Annotated in this window: 17 protein-coding genes; 9 read left to right on the forward strand and 8 right to left on the reverse strand. The window is 72.9% G+C overall.

Annotation, left to right across the window (positions count from 1 at the left end; all coding sequences use genetic code 11):
- Window positions 1-2: 2 nt before the first annotated feature.
- Together ACZ7PG_RS04305 and ACZ7PG_RS04310 are read left to right on the forward strand one after the other, a co-directional pair.
- Window positions 3-1,547 carry a DUF4056 domain-containing protein gene (locus tag ACZ7PG_RS04305; protein WP_470237654.1) on the forward strand — a complete coding sequence of 515 codons (1,545 nt, stop codon included), beginning with the start codon at window positions 3-5 and terminating at the stop codon, window positions 1,545-1,547.
- Window positions 1,544-2,626 carry a hypothetical protein gene (locus ACZ7PG_RS04310; RefSeq protein ID WP_470237655.1) on the forward strand — a complete coding sequence of 361 codons (1,083 nt, stop codon included), beginning with the start codon at window positions 1,544-1,546 and terminating at the stop codon, window positions 2,624-2,626. The genes ACZ7PG_RS04305 and ACZ7PG_RS04310 overlap by 4 nt, the downstream gene beginning before the upstream one ends.
- 51 nt (window positions 2,627-2,677) lie before the next feature.
- Here the strand turns inward: ACZ7PG_RS04310 and ACZ7PG_RS04315 are convergent, their stop codons facing one another.
- Both ACZ7PG_RS04315 and ACZ7PG_RS04320 read right to left on the reverse strand, forming a co-directional pair.
- The gene (locus tag ACZ7PG_RS04315) at window positions 2,678-4,495 is read right to left on the reverse strand and encodes a bifunctional sugar phosphate isomerase/epimerase/4-hydroxyphenylpyruvate dioxygenase family protein (protein ID WP_470237656.1); all 1,818 of its coding nucleotides are present in this window, start codon (window positions 4,493-4,495) and stop codon (window positions 2,678-2,680) included.
- Window positions 4,482-5,702: a shikimate dehydrogenase gene (locus ACZ7PG_RS04320; protein WP_470237657.1), complete on the reverse strand. Its 1,221-nt coding sequence runs from the start codon at window positions 5,700-5,702 to the stop codon at window positions 4,482-4,484. The genes ACZ7PG_RS04315 and ACZ7PG_RS04320 overlap by 14 nt, the downstream gene beginning before the upstream one ends.
- A gap of 117 nt (window positions 5,703-5,819) precedes the next feature.
- Here ACZ7PG_RS04320 and ACZ7PG_RS04325 point away from each other — a divergent pair, with 117 nt between their 5' ends.
- Window positions 5,820-6,476, forward strand: a complete 657-nt coding sequence (locus tag ACZ7PG_RS04325; RefSeq protein ID WP_470237658.1) for a TetR/AcrR family transcriptional regulator — start codon at window positions 5,820-5,822, stop codon at window positions 6,474-6,476.
- Here ACZ7PG_RS04325 and ACZ7PG_RS04330 read toward each other — a convergent pair.
- From ACZ7PG_RS04330 to ACZ7PG_RS04350, 5 genes are all read right to left on the reverse strand, one after another.
- Window positions 6,454-7,224 (reverse strand): N-acyl homoserine lactonase family protein, encoded by a 771-nt coding sequence (locus ACZ7PG_RS04330; RefSeq protein WP_470237659.1) that lies wholly within the window; start codon window positions 7,222-7,224, stop codon window positions 6,454-6,456. The two genes, ACZ7PG_RS04325 and ACZ7PG_RS04330, sit on opposite strands and share 23 nt — an antisense overlap.
- Entirely contained in the window at window positions 7,221-8,564 is a 1,344-nt protein-coding gene (locus ACZ7PG_RS04335; protein WP_470237660.1) for an MFS transporter, read from the reverse strand. The genes ACZ7PG_RS04330 and ACZ7PG_RS04335 overlap by 4 nt, the downstream gene beginning before the upstream one ends.
- Window positions 8,565-8,729: 165 nt before the next feature.
- The gene (locus ACZ7PG_RS04340) at window positions 8,730-10,022 is read right to left on the reverse strand and encodes an MFS transporter (protein WP_470237661.1); all 1,293 of its coding nucleotides are present in this window, start codon (window positions 10,020-10,022) and stop codon (window positions 8,730-8,732) included.
- A 115-nt stretch (window positions 10,023-10,137) separates the two neighbouring features.
- Window positions 10,138-11,358 carry a PucR family transcriptional regulator gene (locus ACZ7PG_RS04345; RefSeq protein WP_470237662.1) on the reverse strand — a complete coding sequence of 407 codons (1,221 nt, stop codon included), beginning with the start codon at window positions 11,356-11,358 and terminating at the stop codon, window positions 10,138-10,140.
- A gap of 47 nt (window positions 11,359-11,405) precedes the next feature.
- Window positions 11,406-12,716 carry an NAD(P)/FAD-dependent oxidoreductase gene (locus ACZ7PG_RS04350; RefSeq protein WP_470237663.1) on the reverse strand — a complete coding sequence of 437 codons (1,311 nt, stop codon included), beginning with the start codon at window positions 12,714-12,716 and terminating at the stop codon, window positions 11,406-11,408.
- Between the two features lie 171 nt (window positions 12,717-12,887).
- Between ACZ7PG_RS04350 and ACZ7PG_RS04355 the strand changes: the two genes are divergently transcribed.
- Entirely contained in the window at window positions 12,888-14,114 is a 1,227-nt protein-coding gene (locus ACZ7PG_RS04355; RefSeq protein WP_470237664.1) for a metal-dependent hydrolase family protein, read from the forward strand.
- Window positions 14,111-16,186: a prolyl oligopeptidase family serine peptidase gene (locus ACZ7PG_RS04360; RefSeq protein WP_470237665.1), complete on the forward strand. Its 2,076-nt coding sequence runs from the start codon at window positions 14,111-14,113 to the stop codon at window positions 16,184-16,186. The genes ACZ7PG_RS04355 and ACZ7PG_RS04360 overlap by 4 nt, the downstream gene beginning before the upstream one ends.
- A gap of 94 nt (window positions 16,187-16,280) precedes the next feature.
- Here the strand turns inward: ACZ7PG_RS04360 and ACZ7PG_RS04365 are convergent, their stop codons facing one another.
- Complete coding sequence (locus ACZ7PG_RS04365; protein ID WP_470237666.1) at window positions 16,281-18,236, reverse strand: S9 family peptidase; 1,956 nt, start codon at window positions 18,234-18,236, stop codon at window positions 16,281-16,283.
- 153 nt (window positions 18,237-18,389) lie between these two features.
- Between ACZ7PG_RS04365 and trpM the strand changes: the two genes are divergently transcribed.
- The 4 genes from trpM (at window position 18,390) to ACZ7PG_RS04385 (ending at window position 21,170) form a co-directional block, all read left to right on the forward strand.
- Window positions 18,390-18,554 carry a tryptophan biosynthesis modulator TrpM gene (gene trpM / locus ACZ7PG_RS04370; protein ID WP_470237667.1) on the forward strand — a complete coding sequence of 55 codons (165 nt, stop codon included), beginning with the start codon at window positions 18,390-18,392 and terminating at the stop codon, window positions 18,552-18,554.
- Between the two features lie 107 nt (window positions 18,555-18,661).
- Entirely contained in the window at window positions 18,662-19,891 is a 1,230-nt protein-coding gene (gene trpB / locus ACZ7PG_RS04375; protein WP_470237668.1) for a tryptophan synthase subunit beta, read from the forward strand.
- Between the two features lie 2 nt (window positions 19,892-19,893).
- Window positions 19,894-20,688 (forward strand): tryptophan synthase subunit alpha, encoded by a 795-nt coding sequence (trpA, locus tag ACZ7PG_RS04380; protein ID WP_470238993.1) that lies wholly within the window; start codon window positions 19,894-19,896, stop codon window positions 20,686-20,688.
- A gap of 83 nt (window positions 20,689-20,771) precedes the next feature.
- Entirely contained in the window at window positions 20,772-21,170 is a 399-nt protein-coding gene (locus ACZ7PG_RS04385) for a DUF302 domain-containing protein (protein WP_470237669.1), read from the forward strand.
- Window positions 21,171-21,232: the final 62 nt, after the last annotated feature.

Consider the following 21,232-nt stretch of genomic DNA (forward strand, 5'->3'; position numbering starts at 1 on the left):
CCGTGCCGGCCGAGAGCGCGACGACCTGGGCGTGGACCCCGCCCGATCCCCTGGCGGAGGGAGAGGACTCGGGCTACGAGCCCGAGTGGCACGACGAGCCGGGCGGCCCGCTCGCCGAGGAGCCGGAGCGGCGGTGGGCGGGCGAGCTGGTCAGCCCGTTCGCGGCCGCCCCCGAAGGGCCGGCGGTGTCCGTCGCCGACGAGGAGGAGGCGGAGCCGGGCCCGTTCTCCGTCGAGGGCGAGCTCCTCCTGTGGGCCACCGAGCTGACCCAAGCGCCGCAACAGGTCCGCGCGGCGTTCGACCGGCAGGAGGAGGCCCGCGCCGTGCGGCTGCTCGTCGACAGCGGGGTCCGGGACGCGGACTGGCTGACCGGCCTCGTCTTCCACGCCCGGCACCGCGAGCTCGGCGGCCGGCCGATCGAGCCCGGCGACGCCGCGCTGGCGCAGGAGTGGCGGGCGATCCGCGACGACGAGGTCCGGCCCCGGCTCGAAGGGGAGAACACCGGCGGGTTCTTCGGCAACCTCGTCGGCGAAGTCCTGGCGGCGAACGCCGTGCACGCCGCGTTCGCCGGGGGTGAGCGCGACGAAAACAAGCTCACGGACCTCGGCTACCGGGCGCTCCCGGGCACGGCCGCGAAGATCAAGGCGGGCGATCCGCCGGAGCTCAAGGACCGGTGGACCCGGATCAGGGACCACGTCGTGCGGCCGTTCCTCCGGCTGAAGAAGACGGGTCTCGACCGGCTGGTACCGCGGGGAAAACCGTTCGGGCGCCTGTGTTGCCTGCTCTTCGGGCCCGCCGTCCTCGACCTGGCCGGTCTCGGCACGCACGGGACCGCCCCGGTCGACCCGCTGGGCGAGGTCTACACGCGCAAGCTCGGCTTCGTCGACCTCGGCCACGCCCGCGAGACCGCGGATGTGACGCTGTGGGCGCTGAACCAGCTGCAACGCCAGGCGACCGCCGGCACCACTGTCGACCTGTTCCACGGTTCGGCCCGCCTGCTGCGCGAGATCCCGCTCGAACGAAGGCTGGCGCTCGCGCAACAGTTGGCATACGTCGATTCGGTCGAGCACGAGATCGCGACGTTCGGCGTCCCCGGCCCGGGTCTCGACAACTCGTCGTTCTCGCCGGAAGACCTGCCGTCCAACCTCTTCGGCACCTTGGTCGCCGCGGCCGCCTTCCGCGCCGACGGTGGTACCGACGCGGCGCTCACACAGCAGTTCAAGCAGCTGCTGCAGACGGCCGGCGCGCAACAGGTGGCGATGGCGACGGCGGTGCAGGCCGCCGCGGCCGCCCGGGGCTGGTGGGGTCCCGCGTCGGCGTGGTGGGGGGACGCCCCGCTGCGGAAGCGGAACTTCACCGCGGTCCCCTGGCTCATCGACGAGCACGGAGCGGCACGGATCGGGCAGGGCGCGCTGCCCGCGGCGCCGTCGCTGGTCAGCGCCGACTTCGAGTACGAGTCGGCGGGAACGCACCTGAAGAACACCGAGTTCACGCAGAAGATCACCGCCCTCCGCGCGCAGGTCCCGGCCTCGGCGAGGACGCCGTGACCGTCACGTTCTCCGTGCAGGGCGAGCTGGAGAGCTGGGCGGACACGCTCCTGCGGCTGCCGGCCGGGGTGCGGACGGCGATCCGGGCCGGGCACGCGGAGGAGGCCGTCCGCCTGCTCGTCGCCGGGGGCAGGCGGGACGAGAACTGGCTGACCGACGTCGTGTTCCACACCCGCCACCCCGAACTGCGCGGGCGGACGATCCGGCCCGCCGAGCGGGCACTGGCCCGGGAATGGCAGGCCATCCGGACGAGCGTCGTGCACCCGTCGCTGGCGGCCCCGCCCGCTCCGGTGGTCTCCACCCCGCCGGCCCGGTCGGTGGCGGACTGGCGGCAACGCGCGCTTCGGGCGGCCGGCATCGACCCCGCCCGGTGGGACCCGGACGCGGGGTTCACCGCCACCCGGCCGATCGTCGAGCGGGTCTACGCCTACGACATGGAGTTGTTCAACCGCAACGAGAACCTGCGGTGGGCCGGGATGGCGAAGCTGGCCGGCGCCCAGGTGTACCGCGGGCTGGGCGTCACCCAGGCCACCATGGACGCGGCCGCGATGACGGCCGACCAGGTCGTCACGGCCGACGTCCTGATCGGCTACGCCTCGAGCGTGCAGGTGAAGCTGCTCTTCGCCCAGCGCGCGATCTTCGACGACCTGGCCTGGCAGCACCAGGCGTTCGTGGAAGACGGCCTGCCGGCGCTGGAGGCCGCCGCTCCGCCCGGCCTGATCGATGCCTGGCGCGACATCGCCACCGGCGACCCCGACCGGGTCCGGCGAGGCAACCGGGCGCTGCTGCGCCGGGAACAGGAAGTGGTGCTGGCGCCGTTCTACGCGTCGATCCGCGCCATCCCGGACTTCGACCAGATCCCGAAACGCATGTCGGCCGAGGCGCAGTCCCCGATCCCCGGCGGGAAACCGTTCCGGGAAGTGGTGCCGGGTGGCGACATCACGGTGTTCGCGGACCGGTGGAAGTGGATCGAGACCGACATGCTCCCGGCCTACGAACGGCTCACGCCGACGCGCCGCCGTCAGCTGGTCAACGCCCCGCTGGCCGACCTCGCCGACCAGCGCTGGCCGCCGGGCTGAGCGCGGCGTTCCCGACCGCGTGCCCACCGGTGGGCCGCACGATGTTGTGGGCTACGCATCCCGCCGCTGCCTTCGGTGCGCGGCCATCCGCACCGGCGAGTTCACGGCGCCATCGCCCGCGTAGCCGCCGATGCGCTGCACCACCTCGAAGAACACGCGGCCACCGAGCACGACGGTGAAGAAGTGCAGCAGCTCGCCCCGCTCGTCACGGTCGTAGAGCACCGACTGCTGCCGCAACGCCGTCAGCAGCGCGGGGTCCGGGGCCAGCCGGGCGTCGAGGTCGTCGTAGTAGTTGCCGGGGATCTCGAGCAGCGGCGCACCCAGCTCGCGCATCCGGCGGGCGCTCGCGAGCGCGTCGCCGGTGCTCAACGCGATCCGCTGCGGCTCACGCACCCCCGGCGCCCACTCCCCGCGCCGCAGCAGGGCCGATTCGAGCGCGATGCGGACCCGGCCGGACGGGTCGGCCACCGTGCGGCTGCGCACCAGCCCGAACGGCGCCGCGAACTCCGTCACCGGCTCCGGTTCCAGGCCGAGGACGGCGCGGTAGAACAGCGCCGCCTCGTCGAAGTGGTCGAACGGCTGGGTCAGGGCCAGGTGGTCGATCCCGGTCACCCCGGCCCCGTCGCCGTCCGACGGGGTCTGCGTGAAGTCGCCGAGCCAGCTGTCCGCGGTGTCGGCGCCGGTGCGGCAGAAGAAGACTGACGTCCCATCAGGCGCGGCGATCGCCGACAGGTCCGCCTCGTCCGCGCGGTGGCCGCGCGGCAGGATCGGAGCGAGCAGGCGCTGGGCGCGCCGGGCCGACGCGACCGGGTCCGCGCTCTCGACGGCGATCGCGCCGACCGATGCGCCCCCGGGACCGGAGCTGTTGAGCAGGATCCGCGCGTCGCCCTGCCGCCACAGCCGGACGGGCTTGGACCGGTGCCGGCCGGTCTCGGCGAAACCCAGTCCCCGCAACGCTTCCGCCAGTCCGGGCGCCGAGGCGTCGTGGACCGCCAGCTCGGCGAACGCGTGCCCGGACAGCGCCGGGGCGGGCGGCAGGTCGGTGACCCCGAGCGTTTCCTGCAGGCTGAGCAGGGACCGCATCGCGTCGACCGCCGCCGGTCCCGGGTCGGCCTGGCGGAAGACGTCGTTGAACACCTCGAGCGACAACGGGCCGCGGTAGCCGGCCGCCAGCACGTGCCCGGTGAACGCGGTCAGGTCGAACGCGCCCTGGCCGGGGAAGAGCCGGTGGTGCCTGCTCCACTGCAGGACGTCCATCTGCAGCCTTGGTGCGTCGGCCAGCTGCAGGAAGAACAGTTTTTCACCGGGGATCGTGCGGATCGCGGCGGGGTCGCTGCCGCGCGAGAGGATGTGGAAGCTGTCCAGGCACAGCCCGAGCGCGGGGTGGGCGGCGCGGCGGACGATGCGCCACGAGTGCTCGTAGGTGTTGACGAACCGCCCCCACGCCAGCGCTTCGTAGGCGATCCGGATGCCCCGCGCGGCGGCGCGTTCGGCGAGCAGGTGCAGCTGTTCGGCGGCGAGGTCGTCGTCGTCGACGGCGTCCGGCGACACCGTCGAGCACACCAGCATCGTGTCCGCGCCGAGCTGGTCCATGACGTCGAACTTGAGCTCGGCGCGCCGCAGGTTGCGGGCGAGCACGTCCGGCGGCACGGCTTCGAAGTCGCGGAACGGCTGGTACAGGTCGATCGACAGGCCCAGCTCGGCGCAGTGTTCGGCGATCTCCTTCGCCGACCAGGACGAGGCGACGAGGTCGTTTTCGAAGATCTCGACCCCGTCGAACCCGGCCCGGGCAGCCGCGGTCAGCTTGTCTTCGAGGGTGCCGGACAGGCAGACGGTGGCGATCGAACGGCGGGCTTCAGTCGAGGACATCGGCGGGCTGCCTTTCGGGAAAAGTGGTGAGCGCGGCGAAGTGACGCAGCATCCGCGCGGCATCGGGTTCGGTGCCGGTGAACAGCCGGAAGGCTTCGGCGGCTTGGAAAACCGCCATGCGGCCCCCGTCGAGCACCCGGGCCCCGGCGGCGCGGGCGGTGCGGACGAGCTCGGTTTCGAGCGGGCGGTAGACGACCTCGGCGACCCACAGGTCGGAGCGCAGCAGCGCGGCCGGCAGCGGGAGCCCGGGGTGGGCGGCCATGCCGGTCGGGGTGGCGTGCACGAGCCCATCGGCGGCGGCGAGCGCCGCTTCGAGGTCTGTGCCGGCCGACGCGCGTTTGTTGCCGGACCGGGCGCCGGGCGCCGGCTTGAGCCCCGCCGCCCCGCTACCCTCGCCCAGCGCCGCCTCGAGGCCTGTGCCCGCCGACGCGCGGCTGTTGCCGGACCGGGCGCCAGGCGCAGTCTCGAGGCCCGCCGAGCCGCTACCCTCGCCGAGCGCCGCCTCAAGCCCCGCCCCCGCCGACGCGCGGCTGTTGCCGGACCGGGCGCCGGGCGCAGTCTCGAGGCCCGCCGAGCCGCTACCCTCGCCAAGCGCCGCCTCAAGCCCCGCCCCCACCGACGCGCGGCCCTCCCCGAACCGGCCGGCAAGCGCTGCGGCGAGTTCCGCGGCCCGGCCGGCGTCGAGGTCGAAAACCCGGACCTCGCCGGCCCCCGCCGTGAGCAGGCCATGGGCCACCGCGGCACCGGCACCTCCCGCGCCCAGCAGCACCACCGACCCGAGCGCCGCGTCCGGCAGTCCCGTGCGGAGGCCGCGAGCGAAGCCGGACCAGTCGGTGTTGTGCCCCGTCGCGCGGCCCTCCTCGAACACGACCGTGTTGACCGCCGCCAGCGCGGCCGCGTCGGGGGACAGCTCGTCCAGGTGCTCGAGCACCACCTGCTTGCACGGGTGCGTGATGTTCAGCCCGCGGTACCCCGCTTCGCGAGCCGCGGCCAGCAGCGGACCCACGGCGGTGGCCGGCACGCCGAAGTCGTCGAGGTCGAAACGGGCGTAGACCAGCTCCACGCCGAGCCGGCGCGCCTCGGTCTCGTGCAGCGGCGGGCTCAGCGACGGCCCGATGCCCGCACCGATCAGCCCGGTGAGCACCGTGCCCGGTGTCGCCCGCGCGGCGTGCGCGCGGATCGCGTCGATCGCTGAAGACAAGGTCACGAGCACTCCCGTAATGTACGAACCAGTACGTTATTTGTACCTCATGGTGTCGCCGCCGTGAAGGGCCGCGACAACGTCCTACAGTGGGAACACCAGCCGGCGCGAGGAAGGAAGTCCGTGGCAGCACCATCGTCGGACGCAGTGGCGAACAGCGGGCGCATCCGCGACGCGGACCGGACGCGGGCCGAGATCCTCGACACCGCCGCCCGCGAGTTCGCCGAGAAGGGCTTCGACGGCGCCCGCGTGGACGAGATCGCCGCGAAGACCCGCACCACCAAACGGATGATCTACTACTACTTCACCAACAAGGACCAGCTGTTCGTCGAGGTCCTCGAACGCGCCTACACGGTCATCCGCTCCCTCGAACAGGACCTCGACGTCGACCACCTCGACCCGGCCGAGGCGATCCGGCAGCTCGCCGGGCTCACGTTCGACCACCACGAGTCCCACCCGGACTTCGTGCGGCTGGTCAGCATCGAGAACATCCACCGCGCCGAGCACATCGCGCGGTCGAAAGCGCTGTCGAACCTGGCCAACCCGGCGCTCGACGTGCTCACCCGCATCCTCGCGCGCGGCCGCGAAGCCGGGCAGTTCCGCGAAGACGTCGACGCGCTCGACGTGCACATGGCGATCAGCGCCTTCTGCGTGTTCCGCACCGCGAACCGCTACACGTTCAACGCCATCTTCGACCGCGACATGCTCGACCCCGCCCTCCGCGACCACCACCGGCGGATGGTCGCCGACATGCTCGTCAGCTACCTGACGACGCGCTGAGCCGCACGATCCGCTCCCCCGCCGGCGGGTGCCGGGCGAGCACCGCCGGATCGTGGCCCGGCACGACCGAACCCGCTCCGGCCAGCTCCTTGACCCGGTCGAAGGCGCCGTACACGCCGGTCATCGAGTGCAGCAGCGGTGCCGGGAGGTCGCGCTCGAGGTTCTCGTGGAAGTGGCACGCGTCGGAGGCCAGCACGACCGGACCGCCCGCGGTCTCGACCCGGACGACCTGCATCCCGGCGGTGTGCCCGCCGACGAGGTGCACGCTGATCCCGGGCACGACCTCGGCGTCCCCGTCGACCAGGTCGACCGGCGCGGCCCGCAGGTGGTCGAGCGCCACTTCGTCGAGCAGCCACCGCTCCCGCTCGATCCGCTTCGCCCACGGACCGGTCCAGTAGTCCAGTTCGGACCGCTGGACCACGAACCGCGCGCCCGGGAAGCCGGCCACCGTGCCGCAGTGGTCGTAGTGCAGGTGCGTGAGGACGACGTGGTCGACGGTCCCCGGGTCGACACCGAGGTCGGCGAGCAGCCGGACGGGTTCGACGTAGTCCAGCCCGGGTATCTCGCGCGCCCGGTCCGCCCGGATGCCCGCGTCGACGAGCACCGTGTGCTCCGGCGAAACCGCCAGCCAGACGTAGTAGGCGGTCGGGTGGGATTCGGCGGAATCCCCGTCGTAGCCCAGGAAGTGCTCACCGCGGTACCCGGTGCGCCGGCCGTAGCAGAGCGCGTAGACCTCGAACTCGCTCATCGCGCGACGCCGACCTCGTCGCGCACCGGTTCCTTGAGCCCCAGCTGCGCGGTCGGCACCCGGTAGGTCTCCTTCCCGGTGGCCACGGCGATGATGTTGACCAGGCACAGCGCGGCGGTGAAGACGGCGACGCCGATCCACGCGCCCGGGCCCGTCCCGGTGACCCCGACCGCGATGGTGGGCAGGAACCCGCTGATCGCGAACCCGATCTGCGTCCCGATCGCGGTGCCCGAGAGGCGCACCCGCGCGGGGAACATCTCGCCGTAGAACGACGGCCACACGGCGCTCGTGGCGGTGTAGACGATGCCGAACATCCCGATGCCGACGACGAAGATCCAGAGGTAGCTGCCGGCCGCGATGGCGCCCAGGTACGGGAAGATCAGGATCGCGCAGCCCAGCGAGCCGGCCATGAAGATCCGCTTGCGGCCGAAGCGGTCGGAGAACTTGGCCCACAACGGGATCGTGACCACGGCGGCGACGTTGGCCAGCACGCCGACCCACAGCATCGGGGTTTTGTTCAGGCCCACGGTGTTCACGGCGTAGCTGAGCGCGTAGACGGTGAAGATCGTGCTGACGGAAGCGATCAAGGCGGCCACGACGACGCGCAGGACGTCGGCCCAGTGGTCGCGCAGCAGCACGGCCAGCGGCAGCTTCACGACTTCGCCACTCGCGACCTCTTCCTGGAACACCGGCGTCTCGTCGAGTGAACGGCGGATGTAGTAGCCCACCAGCACGACGACGGCGCTGAGCCAGAACGGGACCCGCCAGCCCCAGGACAGCAGCGCTTCCTGCGGCAACGCGGCGACCGGCAGGAACACCGCGGTGGCCAGGATCTGCCCGGCTTGCGTGCCGCTGAGCGTGAAGCTCGTGTAGTAGGCGCGGCGGTGCTCGGGAGCGTGTTCGAGGCTCATGGAGTTCGCGCTGGCCTGCTCACCGCCGGCGGACAGGCCCTGCAGCAACCGCAGCGCGACCAGCAGGATCGGCGCGGCCACGCCGAGCGTCCCGTAGCCCGGCAGGCAGCCGACGAGCACAGTGGACAGTCCCATCAGGAGCAAGGTCGCCAGCAGCACGCGTTTGCGGCCGAACTTGTCCCCCAGGTGCCCCAGCAGCAGCGCCCCGAGCGGCCGCGACACGTAGCCGACGCCGAAGGTCGACAGCGCGAGCAGCGTGCCGGTCGCCGGGGAGGAGGCCGGGAAGAAGATCTTGTTGAAGACCAGCGCGGCGGCCGTGCCGTAGATGAAGAAGTCGTAGTACTCGAGGGCGCTGCCGATCCACGCGGCCAAGGCCGCCTTGGCGGGCCTGCCCACGGGCGCGGCGGCACCCTCCGGACGATCGGTCACGTCAATCTCCTCCGTGGGTGCGCCGGTGCAGTCCAGGTAACTAACCGGTCAGGTATGTACCGTACGGTTAATTAGAGAGATTGAACGGCGGCCGCGGGCTTGTCAAGTACCGATTTCCGACGCCGGGGACCACGGTGATCGAGCCGGTCCCCGGCGCATAGGGCGTTATACATCGCGCAGGCTGGCGCCCTTCGTCTCCGGAATCCCCTTCACCAGCACCGGCAACGCGATCAGCGCCACGACGCTCGCGTAGACCGCCGGGGCGATCAACGTCCCCGTCCCGTTCACCAGCAGCTCGCTCACCAGCGGTGCCGTGCCGCCGAACACCGCGTACGCCACGTTGTACGGCAACGCCATCCCGCTGAACCGGACGCTCGTCGGGTACAGCTCGAGCACCGACAGCGCGCCCATCTGGAGCAGGGACACCGCGAACACGAACGCCAGCAGCGCCACCACCACCGCGACCAGGCTGCCCGTGCCGATCAGCAGGTACGCCGGCACGATCAGGACCACCGCCGCGAACGCGCCGAGGCGGATCTGGATGCGGCGGCCGTGGCGGTCGGCCAGGACGCACAACCACAGGGCCACCGGGATCGACACCAGGTTCGCCGCCGTCGTCAGCGCCAGCACCGTTCCGCTCGGCATCCCGATCGCTTCGTTCAGGTACGTGGGCAGGTAACCCAGGAACATGTGGGTCAGCAGGCCGAGCACGGCGAAGTACGCGAACAGCACCAGCAGCGTCCGCCAGTGCCCGCGCACCAGCTCGCGGAACGGGCGGGCCGGGGCCGAAGCACGCATCTCCGTGAACACCGGGCTTTCCTCGACCCGCAGGCGCAGGACCAGGCCGACGAGCGCGACGAGCCCGGCGAGGACGAACATCCACCGCCAGCCCTCGGCCGCGAACCGGTCGCCGAACGCCGACCGGAAGATCAGCGCCGTGGCGGTGGCGCCCACCGCGCCGAGCATCGTGGACGACCCGACCAGGCCCATGTACCACGCCCGGCGGCCGTCGGGGGCGTGCTCGACGGTGAACGTCAGGGCTCCCGTGTACTCGCCGCCCGCGGAAAACCCTTGCACCAGGCGGCAGACGAGCAACAGGACCGGGGCGAGGACACCGGCGGACGACCACCCCGGCAGCAGGCCCATGGCCGCCGTCGCCGCTCCCATGAGGATGATCGACAGGCTGAGCGCGTTCCGGCGGCCGCGGCGGTCGCCGATCCGGCCGAACACGACCGCGCCGAGCGGCCGGGCGATGAACGCCACGCCGTAGACGGCGAACGTGCCCAGCAGCGCCGCGGTCCTGTTGCCCGGCGGGAAGAACGTCAGGGCGAGGACGCCGGCGGTGTACCCGTACAACGTGAAGTCGAACCACTCCACGAAGTTCCCCACCGACGACGCGATCAGGACCCCGCGTCGCATCTTCGTGGTTCGAGCCCGGTCGGACGAAAGCACGCTCATCACGCCTCCATGGGTGGTGCTCGCTGAAGTCGTTCGAGTGTGCGGTGGTGGCCCGGCCGGCAACCAGCGCCGGATGTCGCGTCCGGACGGTCGCCGGGACGACGTTCGTCTACCTTCAGCGGCCCGGGTGGTCGCGGTACGCGGCGGCGATGATCCGCAGCTTGAGACCGAGGTGCAGCATGAGCCGGTCGTCGCCGGAGTCCAGGCTGCACCCGGTGATCTGCTCGATCCGCTTGAGCCGCTGGTACAGCGTCGCGCGGTGGATGCGCAGCGAGTCAGCCGTGCGCTGGATGTTCCCGCCGTGGTCGAAGAAGTCGGTCAGCGTCGGGATCAGCACGTGGTGGGTGTCCTCCTGCTCGATCGCCGCGAGCGCCGGCACCGAGGACGCGTCGAGGAGGTCTTCGGCCGGGAGCTTCAGCAGGAGCTCGTACGGACCCAGTTCGCCCCAGCGGGCGAAGGCGCCGATGCTGGGCAGCAGGAGTGCCGCGCGCGCGGCCAGCACCGCCTGCTGGTACGACGTGACGACCTCGCCGAGGGTCGTGACGGTGCCGCCGAGCCCGAAGACCGGCCGGGCGTGCTCGTCGCCGAGCCGCCGGAAGCGGGCGGTGATCCGCTCGGCGATCGACTCGGCCAGGCCGCGGGACGGCGGAACCCGGTGCACGAGCAGGATCCACGCGCGCGACCGGTTCGCCGCCATCAGCGCGACGTCGTCGGCGACGGCGCGGACCCCGTCTTCGACCGCCGCCTCGAACGCGACCTCCTGCGGCGCGGCGGTGGCCTGCGACGCCGGGCACTGCACGGCGAGCACGGTGAAGTGGCTGCTCTCGTCCCCGAAGAGCTGCTCGGCCCGCAGGTCTTCGATCGCCTGCGCGCGCACCGCGAGGTCGCCGGAGACGAGCTCGCGCAGGATGCCTTCCTGCCGCGCCTTGGAACGCTCGTGGAGCAGCAGCCGGCGCAGCAGCATCGCCCCGGCGGTGGCGGCGGCCTCGCCGGCGGCCGCCATCTCCTTCTCGGTGAACGTGCCGTCCTTGTCGATCAGCCACAGGTAGCCGAGCAGCATGCCGTTGCAGCGCACCGGCGCGCACAGCCGCGGGGCCGCGCCTTCGACGTCGACGACGCCGGGTGCGACCCAGCGGGCGATGCCCTGGGCGAGGATGTGGTCGACGATCCGCGGTTCCACCGACCGGTTCATGACCGAGCTGACGCGCAGGGCGTCTTCGTCACCGAAGTGGCGGCTCGCCGCCAAGAGGCGGATGGCGGGGTCGTCGATCGCGACCGAGCGCCGCAGGCGCTCGGCGAGCTCGTCCACGATGGACTGGAGATCGCGGTCGGGCACGGCGCCCCCTTCCCGGCTTCCCTCCACGGTAGCCCAGCGGGGACCGCTCAGCCCATCACCGTGCCCGAGCTGCCGGTGTTGCGCGCGCGTCTGCGGGAGAACGCGCCGAGGCCGATCTCCAGGCCGGTGTGGACGCCCTTGTAGCGGACCGGTTCGGTGTCGTGGTCGGCGCCCGCCTCGACCTGGTCGATCAGCGTCGCCATCAGCCTGCCGACGACGGGGGCGTTCTTGAACTGGTTGCCGCTGGTGCCCATCGCGACGTAGAACCCCGGGAGCTCGGTGCGGTCGTAGATCGGCGTCCAGTCGTCCGCGGCGTCGTACACGCCGACGACGCCGCGGGCCCGGTTCGGCACCCGCAGCCCGGGCAGCCGGCGCGCCGCCCGCGTCACCTGGGCTTCGAACACGGCCATGGTCGGGTTCGGGGCGGCGTCGTCGGGGTCGTCGAGCCACTGCAGCGGGTCGCACTCCGGCTCGGTGCCGCCGACGAGCAGGCCGCCGCCGACCTCGCCGCGGAAGTAGGTGCCCAGGTCCATGTCCGCCACCGACGGGCCCACCCCGCCGGCCGGGTGGTAGCCCTCGGGCGCGAGCACGTGGGCGACCTCCTGCCGCAGCGGCCGCACGCCGATCGTGAAGTCCGACCCGACCCCGGCCAGTGCGTTGAGCTTGCCCGACCACGGTCCCGCGGCGTTGACCACGACCGGGGCGGTGATCTTCGCCCCGTCCGCGAGCACGACGGCGCGCACCCGGCCGCCGGCTGACTCCACTCCGGACACCGTGCTCCGGAACCGGAACCACGCGCCTTCCTCGGCGGCGGCCGCGGCCAGGTTCTGCGCCGCGAGCTGCGGATCGGTGACGTACCCGGCGTCGGGGGTGTAGACGCCGCCCAGCGTCTCCGCGGTGTCGGCCCAGAACGCGTCGTCGTCGATGCGCTTGGGCGGCCAGAACCGGCCGGTGCCGATCCCGGGGACGCGGTCGGCGAGGGTCGCGCTGTCCCACTCCTCGTAGGGCACGCCGACTTCGTCGAACAGCGGCAGCCAGCCGGCGCGCGGGGCGGCGGCCACGTCGAGCATCACCAGACCGCTGCGTTCGAACCGGGCCAGCGCGCCGACGTCGTGGCCGAGGTGCTCGCCCCACGCCGACCAGCAGAAGTGCGACTCCCACGCGGCGGCCACGCCGGCGAGGGTGGAGAAGTTGTACCGCACCACGGCACTCGACGCGCTGGTCGAGCCCTGCCCGGCGCCGCTCGCGCGGTCCACCACGACCACCCGGCGGCCCGCCCTGGCCAGCTCGAGCGCGATCGCCGCGCCGATCACCCCGGCACCGACCACCACGACGTCCGCGCTGACTTCCGAACTCATCGTCTTCGTCCTCCCTGTGCTCCCCGCGACCCAGTGTGCGGGGCCCGCCGCCCGCCGTCGCCCGACACCTGTCGCGATCCCGGCCCGCGGCGAGCAACGGATGTTGATTGGCCCAGGACGGGGTCACGGCCGAGAGTGGGGGTGTCACCCACGCACGGACGGGAGTACTTCATGTGGCTCGCAGGAGCGACCGTCATCGACGGGACCGGCGCGGATCCGGTCCCGGGGCAGGCCGTCCTCGTCGAGAACGGCCGGATCTCGGCGGTCGGCGGCACACCGCCGCCCGGCGCGGACGTCTTGGACCTCACCGGGAAGTACCTCACCCCGGGGCTCATCGACGCGCACGTCCACCTGGGCCTCTCCAGTGACCTGGACAAGCTGAGCACGTCCCGGCAGCTGTCGGTCGCGGAGATCGCCGCCGACATGTTCGCCAACTGCCGCCGGACCCTGGAGTCGGGCTTCACGACCGTGCGGGACACCGGCGGCGTGGACGACGGCCTCGCGCGGGTCGTCGCGGACGGCCGGATCCCCGGCCCGCGCATCCTCCACTGTGGACCACTCCTGGCGCAGACCGGCGGCCACGGCTACCTCGGCGCGGAGTGGGACTCCGCCGACGACTGGGACGCCCGCCAGATCCCCGGCCTGGTGGCGCTGTCCCTGCTGTCCGACGGCCCGGACTCCGTGCGGCGCAACGCCCGGGAGGCGTTCCGGCGCGGCGCGGGCTTCCTCAAGATGTGCGTCACCGGCGGGGTCGTGTCCCGGCACGACAAGCTCAGCGACACCCAGTTCACGCACGACGAAATCGCCACCGCCGTGGCCGAAGCGCGGGCACGCGGCACCTACGTGACGGTCCACGCCCACAACAACGCCGGCCTGCGCACGGCCATCGAGGCGGGCGCGAAGTGCGTCGAGCACGGATCCGCGGTCGACGCGGACATGGCCGCGCTCATGGCCGAAAAGGGCGTCGCGCTGGTGCCCACCCTCGCGGTGGCGCACGCCCTCCTCAAGGACTCGACCGAGGCCGGGCTGCCCGCGCACATCGGCGAGCGGGTCGGGAACGTCATCGACGGGCAGGCCGACGCCATCCGCGCCGCCCGCGCGGCCGGGGTGCTCATCGGGTCCGGCTCGGACTACGTCGGGCCGAACCAGGACCACCGGGGGTACGAGCTGGTGCTCCGCGCCGAGATCGAGTCGCCGATGCAGGCGCTCGTCTCGGCGACCCGGGACAACGCCCGGGTGCTGCGGATCGGCGACGAGGTCGGCACGATCGAGCCCGGCAAGCTGGCCGACCTGACGGTGTTCGGGAGCGATCCCCTGGCCGACCCGCTCGTCTTCGACGACCCCGCGCAAGTGCAGGTCGTGCTCCAGCGCGGCCGCGTCGTGAAGGACATCCGATGACGCGCTACCCCGAGACCCGCACCGTGGACGGCATCGTCCAGGTGGCCGGCGTCGACTTCCCCGACCCGTACCAGTGGCTGGAAGACCGCACCGCGGAAGTCGATCGCTGGCAGGACGAGCAGGCCGCCCTCGCCGACTCCCACGTCCGCGACTGGCCGCACTTCGAGACGCTGCGGGAGAGCGTCCGGCACTTCTTCACCGCGCGCTCCGGGTCGTACCCCGCGCCGGCGGGACGGCGGTGGGTGCGCAGTGAGATCCCCGAAGGCGCGACGCAGGCGCGGGTGATCCTCTCCGACGAGCGCTTCGGCGACGGCGAGGTGATCTTCGACGCGGCCCAGGAGAACCCGGCCAAGGCGCCGTTCGTCTCCTGGGTGACCGCGTCGCCGGACGGCCGGTACGTCGCCGTCGGCGTCTGTGACGACGGCAGTGAACGCAACACCATCCGCCTGCTCGACACCGTCAGCGGCGAACGCCTGCCCGCACCGGCGCAGCCGCTGCTCGACAACTGGACCGGCGGGGCGCGGTGGCTGCCCGACTCCAGCGGGTTCGTCTTCACCGCCATGCTCGGCGAGAACACCGACCTGCGGCACGAAGTCCTGCTGCACCGGCCCGAATCGGGCAAGACCACGACGGTCGACGCGCCGTGGCTGCCCGACCAGGACTACCGGACCGTCGTGTTCTCCACCGACGGCAAGCGCGCGATCGCCGTCCAGCACCTGCTGGCCCCGATCCCGGTCGCGGTGGCCGACCTCGACGGCTCCCCCGAACCGGTCTGGCGGCCGTTCGTCACCGACGCGTCCGTCGGCGGCCTGTACGGGCACCTCGTCGGCGACCGGTGGATCGCCGTCTCCGACTTCGGCGCGCCCCGCGGCCGGGTGGTCGCCATCGCGCTGGACAGCCCGGCGCCGTCGGATCCGTCCACCTGGGACGAGCTGGTGCCCGAATCCCGCGTCGCGCTCCGGTCGGTGACGCCGGTCGGCGACCACCTCTACGTCCTCGGCCTGGACGACACCTACAGCCAGGTCCGGATCTTCACCGCCGGCGGCGAGCTCGCCGGGCACGTGCCACTGCCCGGCCGCGGTGCCGTGGTCGAGCTGCCGTTCCCGCTGATGGCGCTGTACCCCGAGGGCCTCGACGACGAGTACGCCTTCGCCTTCACCACCTTGACGACGTCGGCGGGCTACTACCGGCACCGGCCGGGGTCCACTGTGGACGAGCTGTCCGCACCCCGGACGACGATTCCGGACACGGTGGTCGAGGACGGCTGGGCCACCTCACCGGACGGGACGCGGGTCCCGTACCACCTCGTCCGGCGCACGGACCTGCGGCTCACCCGGCCGCGCCCGGCCATGGTCTTCGGCTACGGCGGCTTCAACGCGCCGTGGCACCCCGTCTTCCTCGGCCCGATGTCGTCCTTTGTGGACGCGGGTGGCGTGCTGGTGCACGTCCACCTGCGCGGCGGCGGCGAGTTCGGCCGCGAGTGGTGGGAGCAGGGCAAGCAGAAGAACAAGAAGAACTGCTACGAGGACCTGCACGCCATCGCCGAAGACCTCGTCGCCACCGGCGTCACGAGCCCCGGCCTGCTCGCCGTGAGCGGCGGCTCCAACGGCGGGCTGCTGGCCGGCGTCGCCGCCACGCTCCGGCCGGAGCTGTGGGCGGTGTCCGTGCCGCGAGTGCCGTTCCTGGACGCCATCGGGGCGACCCGGGACGGGTACGGCCGCTACGTCGTCGACCTCGAGCTGGCCGACCTCGACGACCCGGACGACGTCCGCCGGCTCGCGTCGCTGTCGCCGTACCACCTGGTCCGCGACGGCGTCGACTACCCGGCGATCTACCTCGACGCCGGGGACACCGACCCACGCTGCCCGCCGTGGCACGCCCGCAAGTTCGCCGCCCGCGTGCAGGCCGCGACCGCCGGGCCGAACCCCGTCCTGCTGCGGGTCTGGCGCGACGTCGGCCACGGCTGGGCCACCGACAAGGACGTCGCCATCGAGGAGCACACCTCGTGGCTCGCCTTCGTGATGAAACAGCTGGGCATGACGCCCCGGCACCCGGCCCGAGGAGGAAAATGACCACCGTCGCGGAGACCGCCTTTGGTGCTGGCGCAGGCACTTCACACCGGATGGGCACCTGCCGGCCGCGGCGGGGTGCCGCGGCCGGCTTTCGTCAGGACGCGGGCATGTGGCGTTCGAACCACTGCAGCGTCCGCGCGAGGAAGTCGAGCTGGGCGGGGAACGCCCGGACGCCGTGGCCCTCCTCGGGGTAGATCGCCAGCACCGACGGCACCCCGTGCGCGAGCAGCGCCTGGTGGAACTCCTTCGCCTGGCCGGGCGGCGTGCAGTTGTCCCGCGCACCGGCGATGTTCAGGCACGGCGTGCGGGCCTTGCTCGCGTGCAGGACCGGGCTGCGCGTGTGCGCGAGGGTGCCGGGCTGCTCGGGGTCCGCGCCGAGGAAGCGGTTGCCCCACGCGGCGATGTTGCTCGTGAAGCTCTGGCTGTACCAGTCCGTCACCGGCGAAATCGGGACCGCGGCGGCGAAGCGGGTGTCTTGGGTGACGAGCCAGGACGACATGAACCCGCCGTAACTGCCTCCGATCAGCCCGACCCGGGCGCCGTCGACGACCCCGCGTTCGACGAGCGCGTCGATGCCCGAGAGGTAGTCGTGGGTGTCGGCGCCACCCATGTCCCCGACCACCCGCGCGGCGAACTCCTGGCCGCGCCCGGAACTGCCGCGCGGGTTCGGGCTGAGCACGGCGTACCCCTGCTCCACCAGCAGCGGAACCCACGCGTAGCGCATCGACCAGGAGTTCTGGTACGACCAGATCGGGCCGCCGTGGATGCTCACGACCAGCGGGAACGGGCCGTCGCCGGCCGGGCGGCACAGGATCCCGTCGATCTCCAGGCCGTCCGGCGCCGTCCAGGTCACGGCCTCGGCCGTCCCCGCCACCGACCGGACGAAGTCGGTCCCCGGGTGGGCGATGGAGGCGAGCCGGGCACCGTCCAGCACCAGTTCCGGTGGCAGCTCGTAGGAGTCCTGGACGGTCAGGAACCGGCCGTCGGCGGTGAACGCGCCCTGCGGGTGGAACCCGCCGGCACTGCAGGACAGCCCGGTCGAGAGCACCTCCGTGACCTTGTCCCCCTCGACGATCCCGGCCACCGAGTCGAGCCGGCGCAACCCGGCGTACCCGAGGCGCTCGGCGTCGATCCACTGCACCTGCGTGACGTCGACGCCGAGCGTGTCGATCCGCCGCACGGCCCCGGTCGCGGCTTCGACGAGCACCAGGTCACCCGCGACCACCCACCGGTCGCTGCACACGGCCTCGACGACCGCCACCCACGCGCCGTCCGGGGAACCGGCGGGCAGGGCGAGCTGGACGTCGCTGCCGAGCAGCTTGCGGGCGTCGCCGCTGAGGTCGATCAGGGTCAGGTGGGCGGCGTACCACTCGTCCTCACCCGGCGCGTCCGACGCGATCGCCACCACCCGGTCGGAGCCGCACCAGCCGGCTTCCCAGCAGTTCAGCCCGGCCGGGGACACCTGGGTCACCTCGTCGGTCCCGACGGTGTAGACCCACAGGCTCCGCCACCCGCCGTCGTGGGTTCCGTCGTCGAGCTCCGGGAACCACGACGGCTTTTCCGCGGTCTCCTTCGAGTTCGTGCCCGAACCCTGGCCACCGGCCAGGTCGGCGCCGAGCCCGGCCACGCCGAGCAGGACCTTGGCGCCGTCCGGGGACCAGTGGGCGTACTCGACGGTGCCGGGGACGTCCGGCGCGGGCCGCGCCTCCCCGAACCGGCCGGCGTCGAGCAGGGAGAGCTGGAACACGCCCGCCTCGCGACGGTCGGACAGGAACGCGAGCGTGCTCCCGTCCGGCGAGAACCGCGCGCCCCGCGACGAACCCTGCCCGGCGGTCACCGGCCGGAGCTCGCCGTCCTCGGCCGTGTAGACGGCGGTCCGGGGTACGCCCGCCAGCTCGTCGAACACGGCGCCGGTCACCACGGCCCGCGTGCCGTCGGCCGTCACGTGGGGTTCGCGGATCGAGTGCGGCCGGCCGAACGCGGGCTCGTGCACCGCCCGCAGGTGCTCCGCGACCTTCCGGTGGACCTCGGTCGTCTCCAGGTCTTCCACCACACCTCCAGCGTTCGTTTCCTCCCATCTTGGGTTCGCGCGGGGGCGGAGTACACCCGACGAATGGCGACTGCCGCCGGGGTGACGCACGACATCCGTCGTCACGGCCGGAAACGGGTACACCGGCGAGCACCCGCGGGTTAAGGTGGCCTCGTGCCCCTCACCGTCCGCTTCGCCCGTGGCCGCCGGCCGCGTGGCTGCCAGGCGCCCGCCCGGCGCGTGCGCGGGCGGCGGGTGCGGTACGCGATCGGCTCCGAGGCGGGCCAGGTCGACGGGATGCGATGGCAGCGTGCGCCGCGCACCACGCCGGGTCGCTGAGGGAGCCGCTCCCCCGGTGATCCCGCGTGTTCGTGCGCTCCGGTGATCCCCGACCAGCCACGAACCCACCCGGACGGACTCCGTCCCGGGTCAGGAGCACATCTGCCATGACGCACGACTTCTTCTTCCCGGCCGCGCCGGGAACCCTGCCCACCGCCGACGGGTACTTCGGTGCCTTCGGCGGGCAATTCGTCCCGCAGGCGCTCGTCGCCGCCGTCGACCAGGTCGCCGCGGAATACGCGCGGGCGAAAGACGATCCCGCCTTCGTCGCCCGGTTCGAAGACCTGCTCGCCCACTACGTCGGGCGCCCGAGCGCGCTCACCGAGGTGCCGCGCTTCGCCGCGCACGCCGGGGGCGCGCGGGTCTTCCTCAAGCGCGAAGACCTCAACCACACCGGCTCGCACAAGGTCAACAACGCGCTCGGCCAGGCACTGCTGGCCGAGCGGATGGGCAAGACCCGCGTCATCGCCGAGACGGGCGCGGGCTCGCACGGCGTCGCGACCGCCACCGCCTGCGCGCTGACCGGCCTCGCCTGCACCGTCTACATGGGAGAGACGGACATGAAGCGCCAGGCGGTCAACGTGGCGCGGATGCGGCTGCTCGGCGCCGAGGTCGTCCCGGTGACGTCGGGGTCCCGCACCCTCAAGGACGCCATCAACGAGACGTTCCGCGACTGGGTCGCCCGCGTCGAGGACACGCACTACCTGTTCGGCACGGTCGCCGGGCCGCACCCGTTCCCCGCCATGATCCGCGACTTCCAGCGCGTCATCGGCGTCGAAGCGCGCCGCCAGCTCCTGGAGCGGACCGGGCGGCTGCCCGACGCCGCAATCGCTTGCGTCGGCGGCGGATCGAACGCGATCGGCCTGTTCCACGCCTTCCTCGACGACCCCGGCGTGCGGCTGGTCGGCTGCGAGGCCGCCGGCCACGGCGTGGGCAGCGGCGAGCACGCGGCGTCGCTGTCGGCGGGCGAATCGGGTGTCCTGCACGGCTCCCGCTCCTACGTCCTGCAGGACGACGAGGGCCAGATCCGCGAAGCCTGGTCGATCTCGGCCGGGCTCGACTACCCCGGCGTCGGACCGGAACACGCGCACCTGCACGACTCCGGCCGCGCCGGCTACCGCCCGGTCACCGACGACGAAGCGATGCACGCGTTCCGGCTGCTCGCCTCGACCGAGGGCATCGTCCCGGCGATCGAGAGCGCGCACGCGCTGGCCGGCGCCCTCGAGGTCGGCGCCGAGCTCGGCCCGGACGCCCTCCTCCTGGTGAACCTGTCCGGCCGCGGCGACAAGGACCTCGACACGGCCGCCGTCCACTTCGGACTGGAGGAAGCGCGATGAGCCTGCCTCTGCTCACCGAGACCCTCGCCGGGACGAAGGCGGCCGGCCGGGCCGCGCTCATCGCCTATCTGCCCGCCGGCTTCCCGACCGTCGACGGCGGGATCGAGGCGCTCCGGGCCACCCTCGACGCCGGCGCGGACATCGTCGAGGTCGGCCTGCCGCACAGCGACCCGGTGCTGGACGGCCCGGTCATCCAGATGGCCGACGACATCGCGCTGCGCGGCGGGGTCCGGATCGCCGGCGTCCTGCGCACGGTGCGCGAAGTCCACGCGGCCACGGGCAAACCGGTGCTGGTGATGTCGTACTGGAACCCGGTGTCCCGCTACGGCGTCGAGCGGTTCGCCCGCGAGCTGGCCGCGGCCGGGGGCTCGGGCTGCGTGCTGCCGGACCTGCCGGTGGCGGAGTCCGCGTCGTGGCGCCGGCACGCCGCCGAACACGGGCTGGCCACCGTGTTCGTGGTCGCGCCGAGCAGCACGGACGCGCAGCTGGCGGAAACCGTCGCGGCCGGGACCGGGTTCGTCTACGCGGCGGCGCTGATGGGCGTCACGGGCACGCGCGCGTCGGTCGACGAGGCCGCCGGTGTCTTGGTACGCCGTCTCCGCGCGGTCACCGAGCTGCCGGTCTGCGTCGGCATGGGGATCGCGGACGCGGGCCAGGCGGCCGAGGTCGCCGGGTTCGCGGACGGGGTGATCGTCGGATCGGCCCTGGTGAAGACGCTCCTCGAGGCGGACGACGGCGGACCGGCCGCGCTCGGACGGCTCACGCAACGGCTCGCGGCCGGAGTGCGCGGGGCCTGACGGGACCGGTCCGGCGGCCCGGCTTCGGAGCCGCCGGACCGGTACCGTGGTGACCGCCCGGTTCGCCTGCCCGAGGAGGATGCGTGGACCAGCAGGGGTTGGCGACCGTCCCGAGCGCGTGGCCGGTGGACACGACCGTCGAACGGCTCGAGCAGGCCATCACGAGCGCCGGACTCGTCGTGTTCGCCCGGGTCGACCACGCGCGGAACGCCGCCGAGGTCGACCTGCCCCTGCGGCCGACGTTCCTGCTCATCTTCGGCAACCCCCGCGGCGGCACCACGCTCATGCAGGACAACCAGGTCGCCGGCATCGACCTGCCGCTGAAGTTCCTCGTCTGGGAAGACGAGCACGGCCGGACCCAGGTGACCTACAACGAGGTCGAGTGGATCGCCCGGCGGCACGGCCTGTCCCCGGGCACCGCGGACGTCGTCGCGGCGACCGCCGCCGCCGTCGAGCGGCTGGCGCACCACGCGGCGGGGTGAAATTTCAGACCGCCTACGTCAACCGCGTGCCGCGAACGGCAACGAGCCCCCACCTCGCGGCC

The organism is Amycolatopsis sp. NPDC114504, from assembly GCF_055633595.1.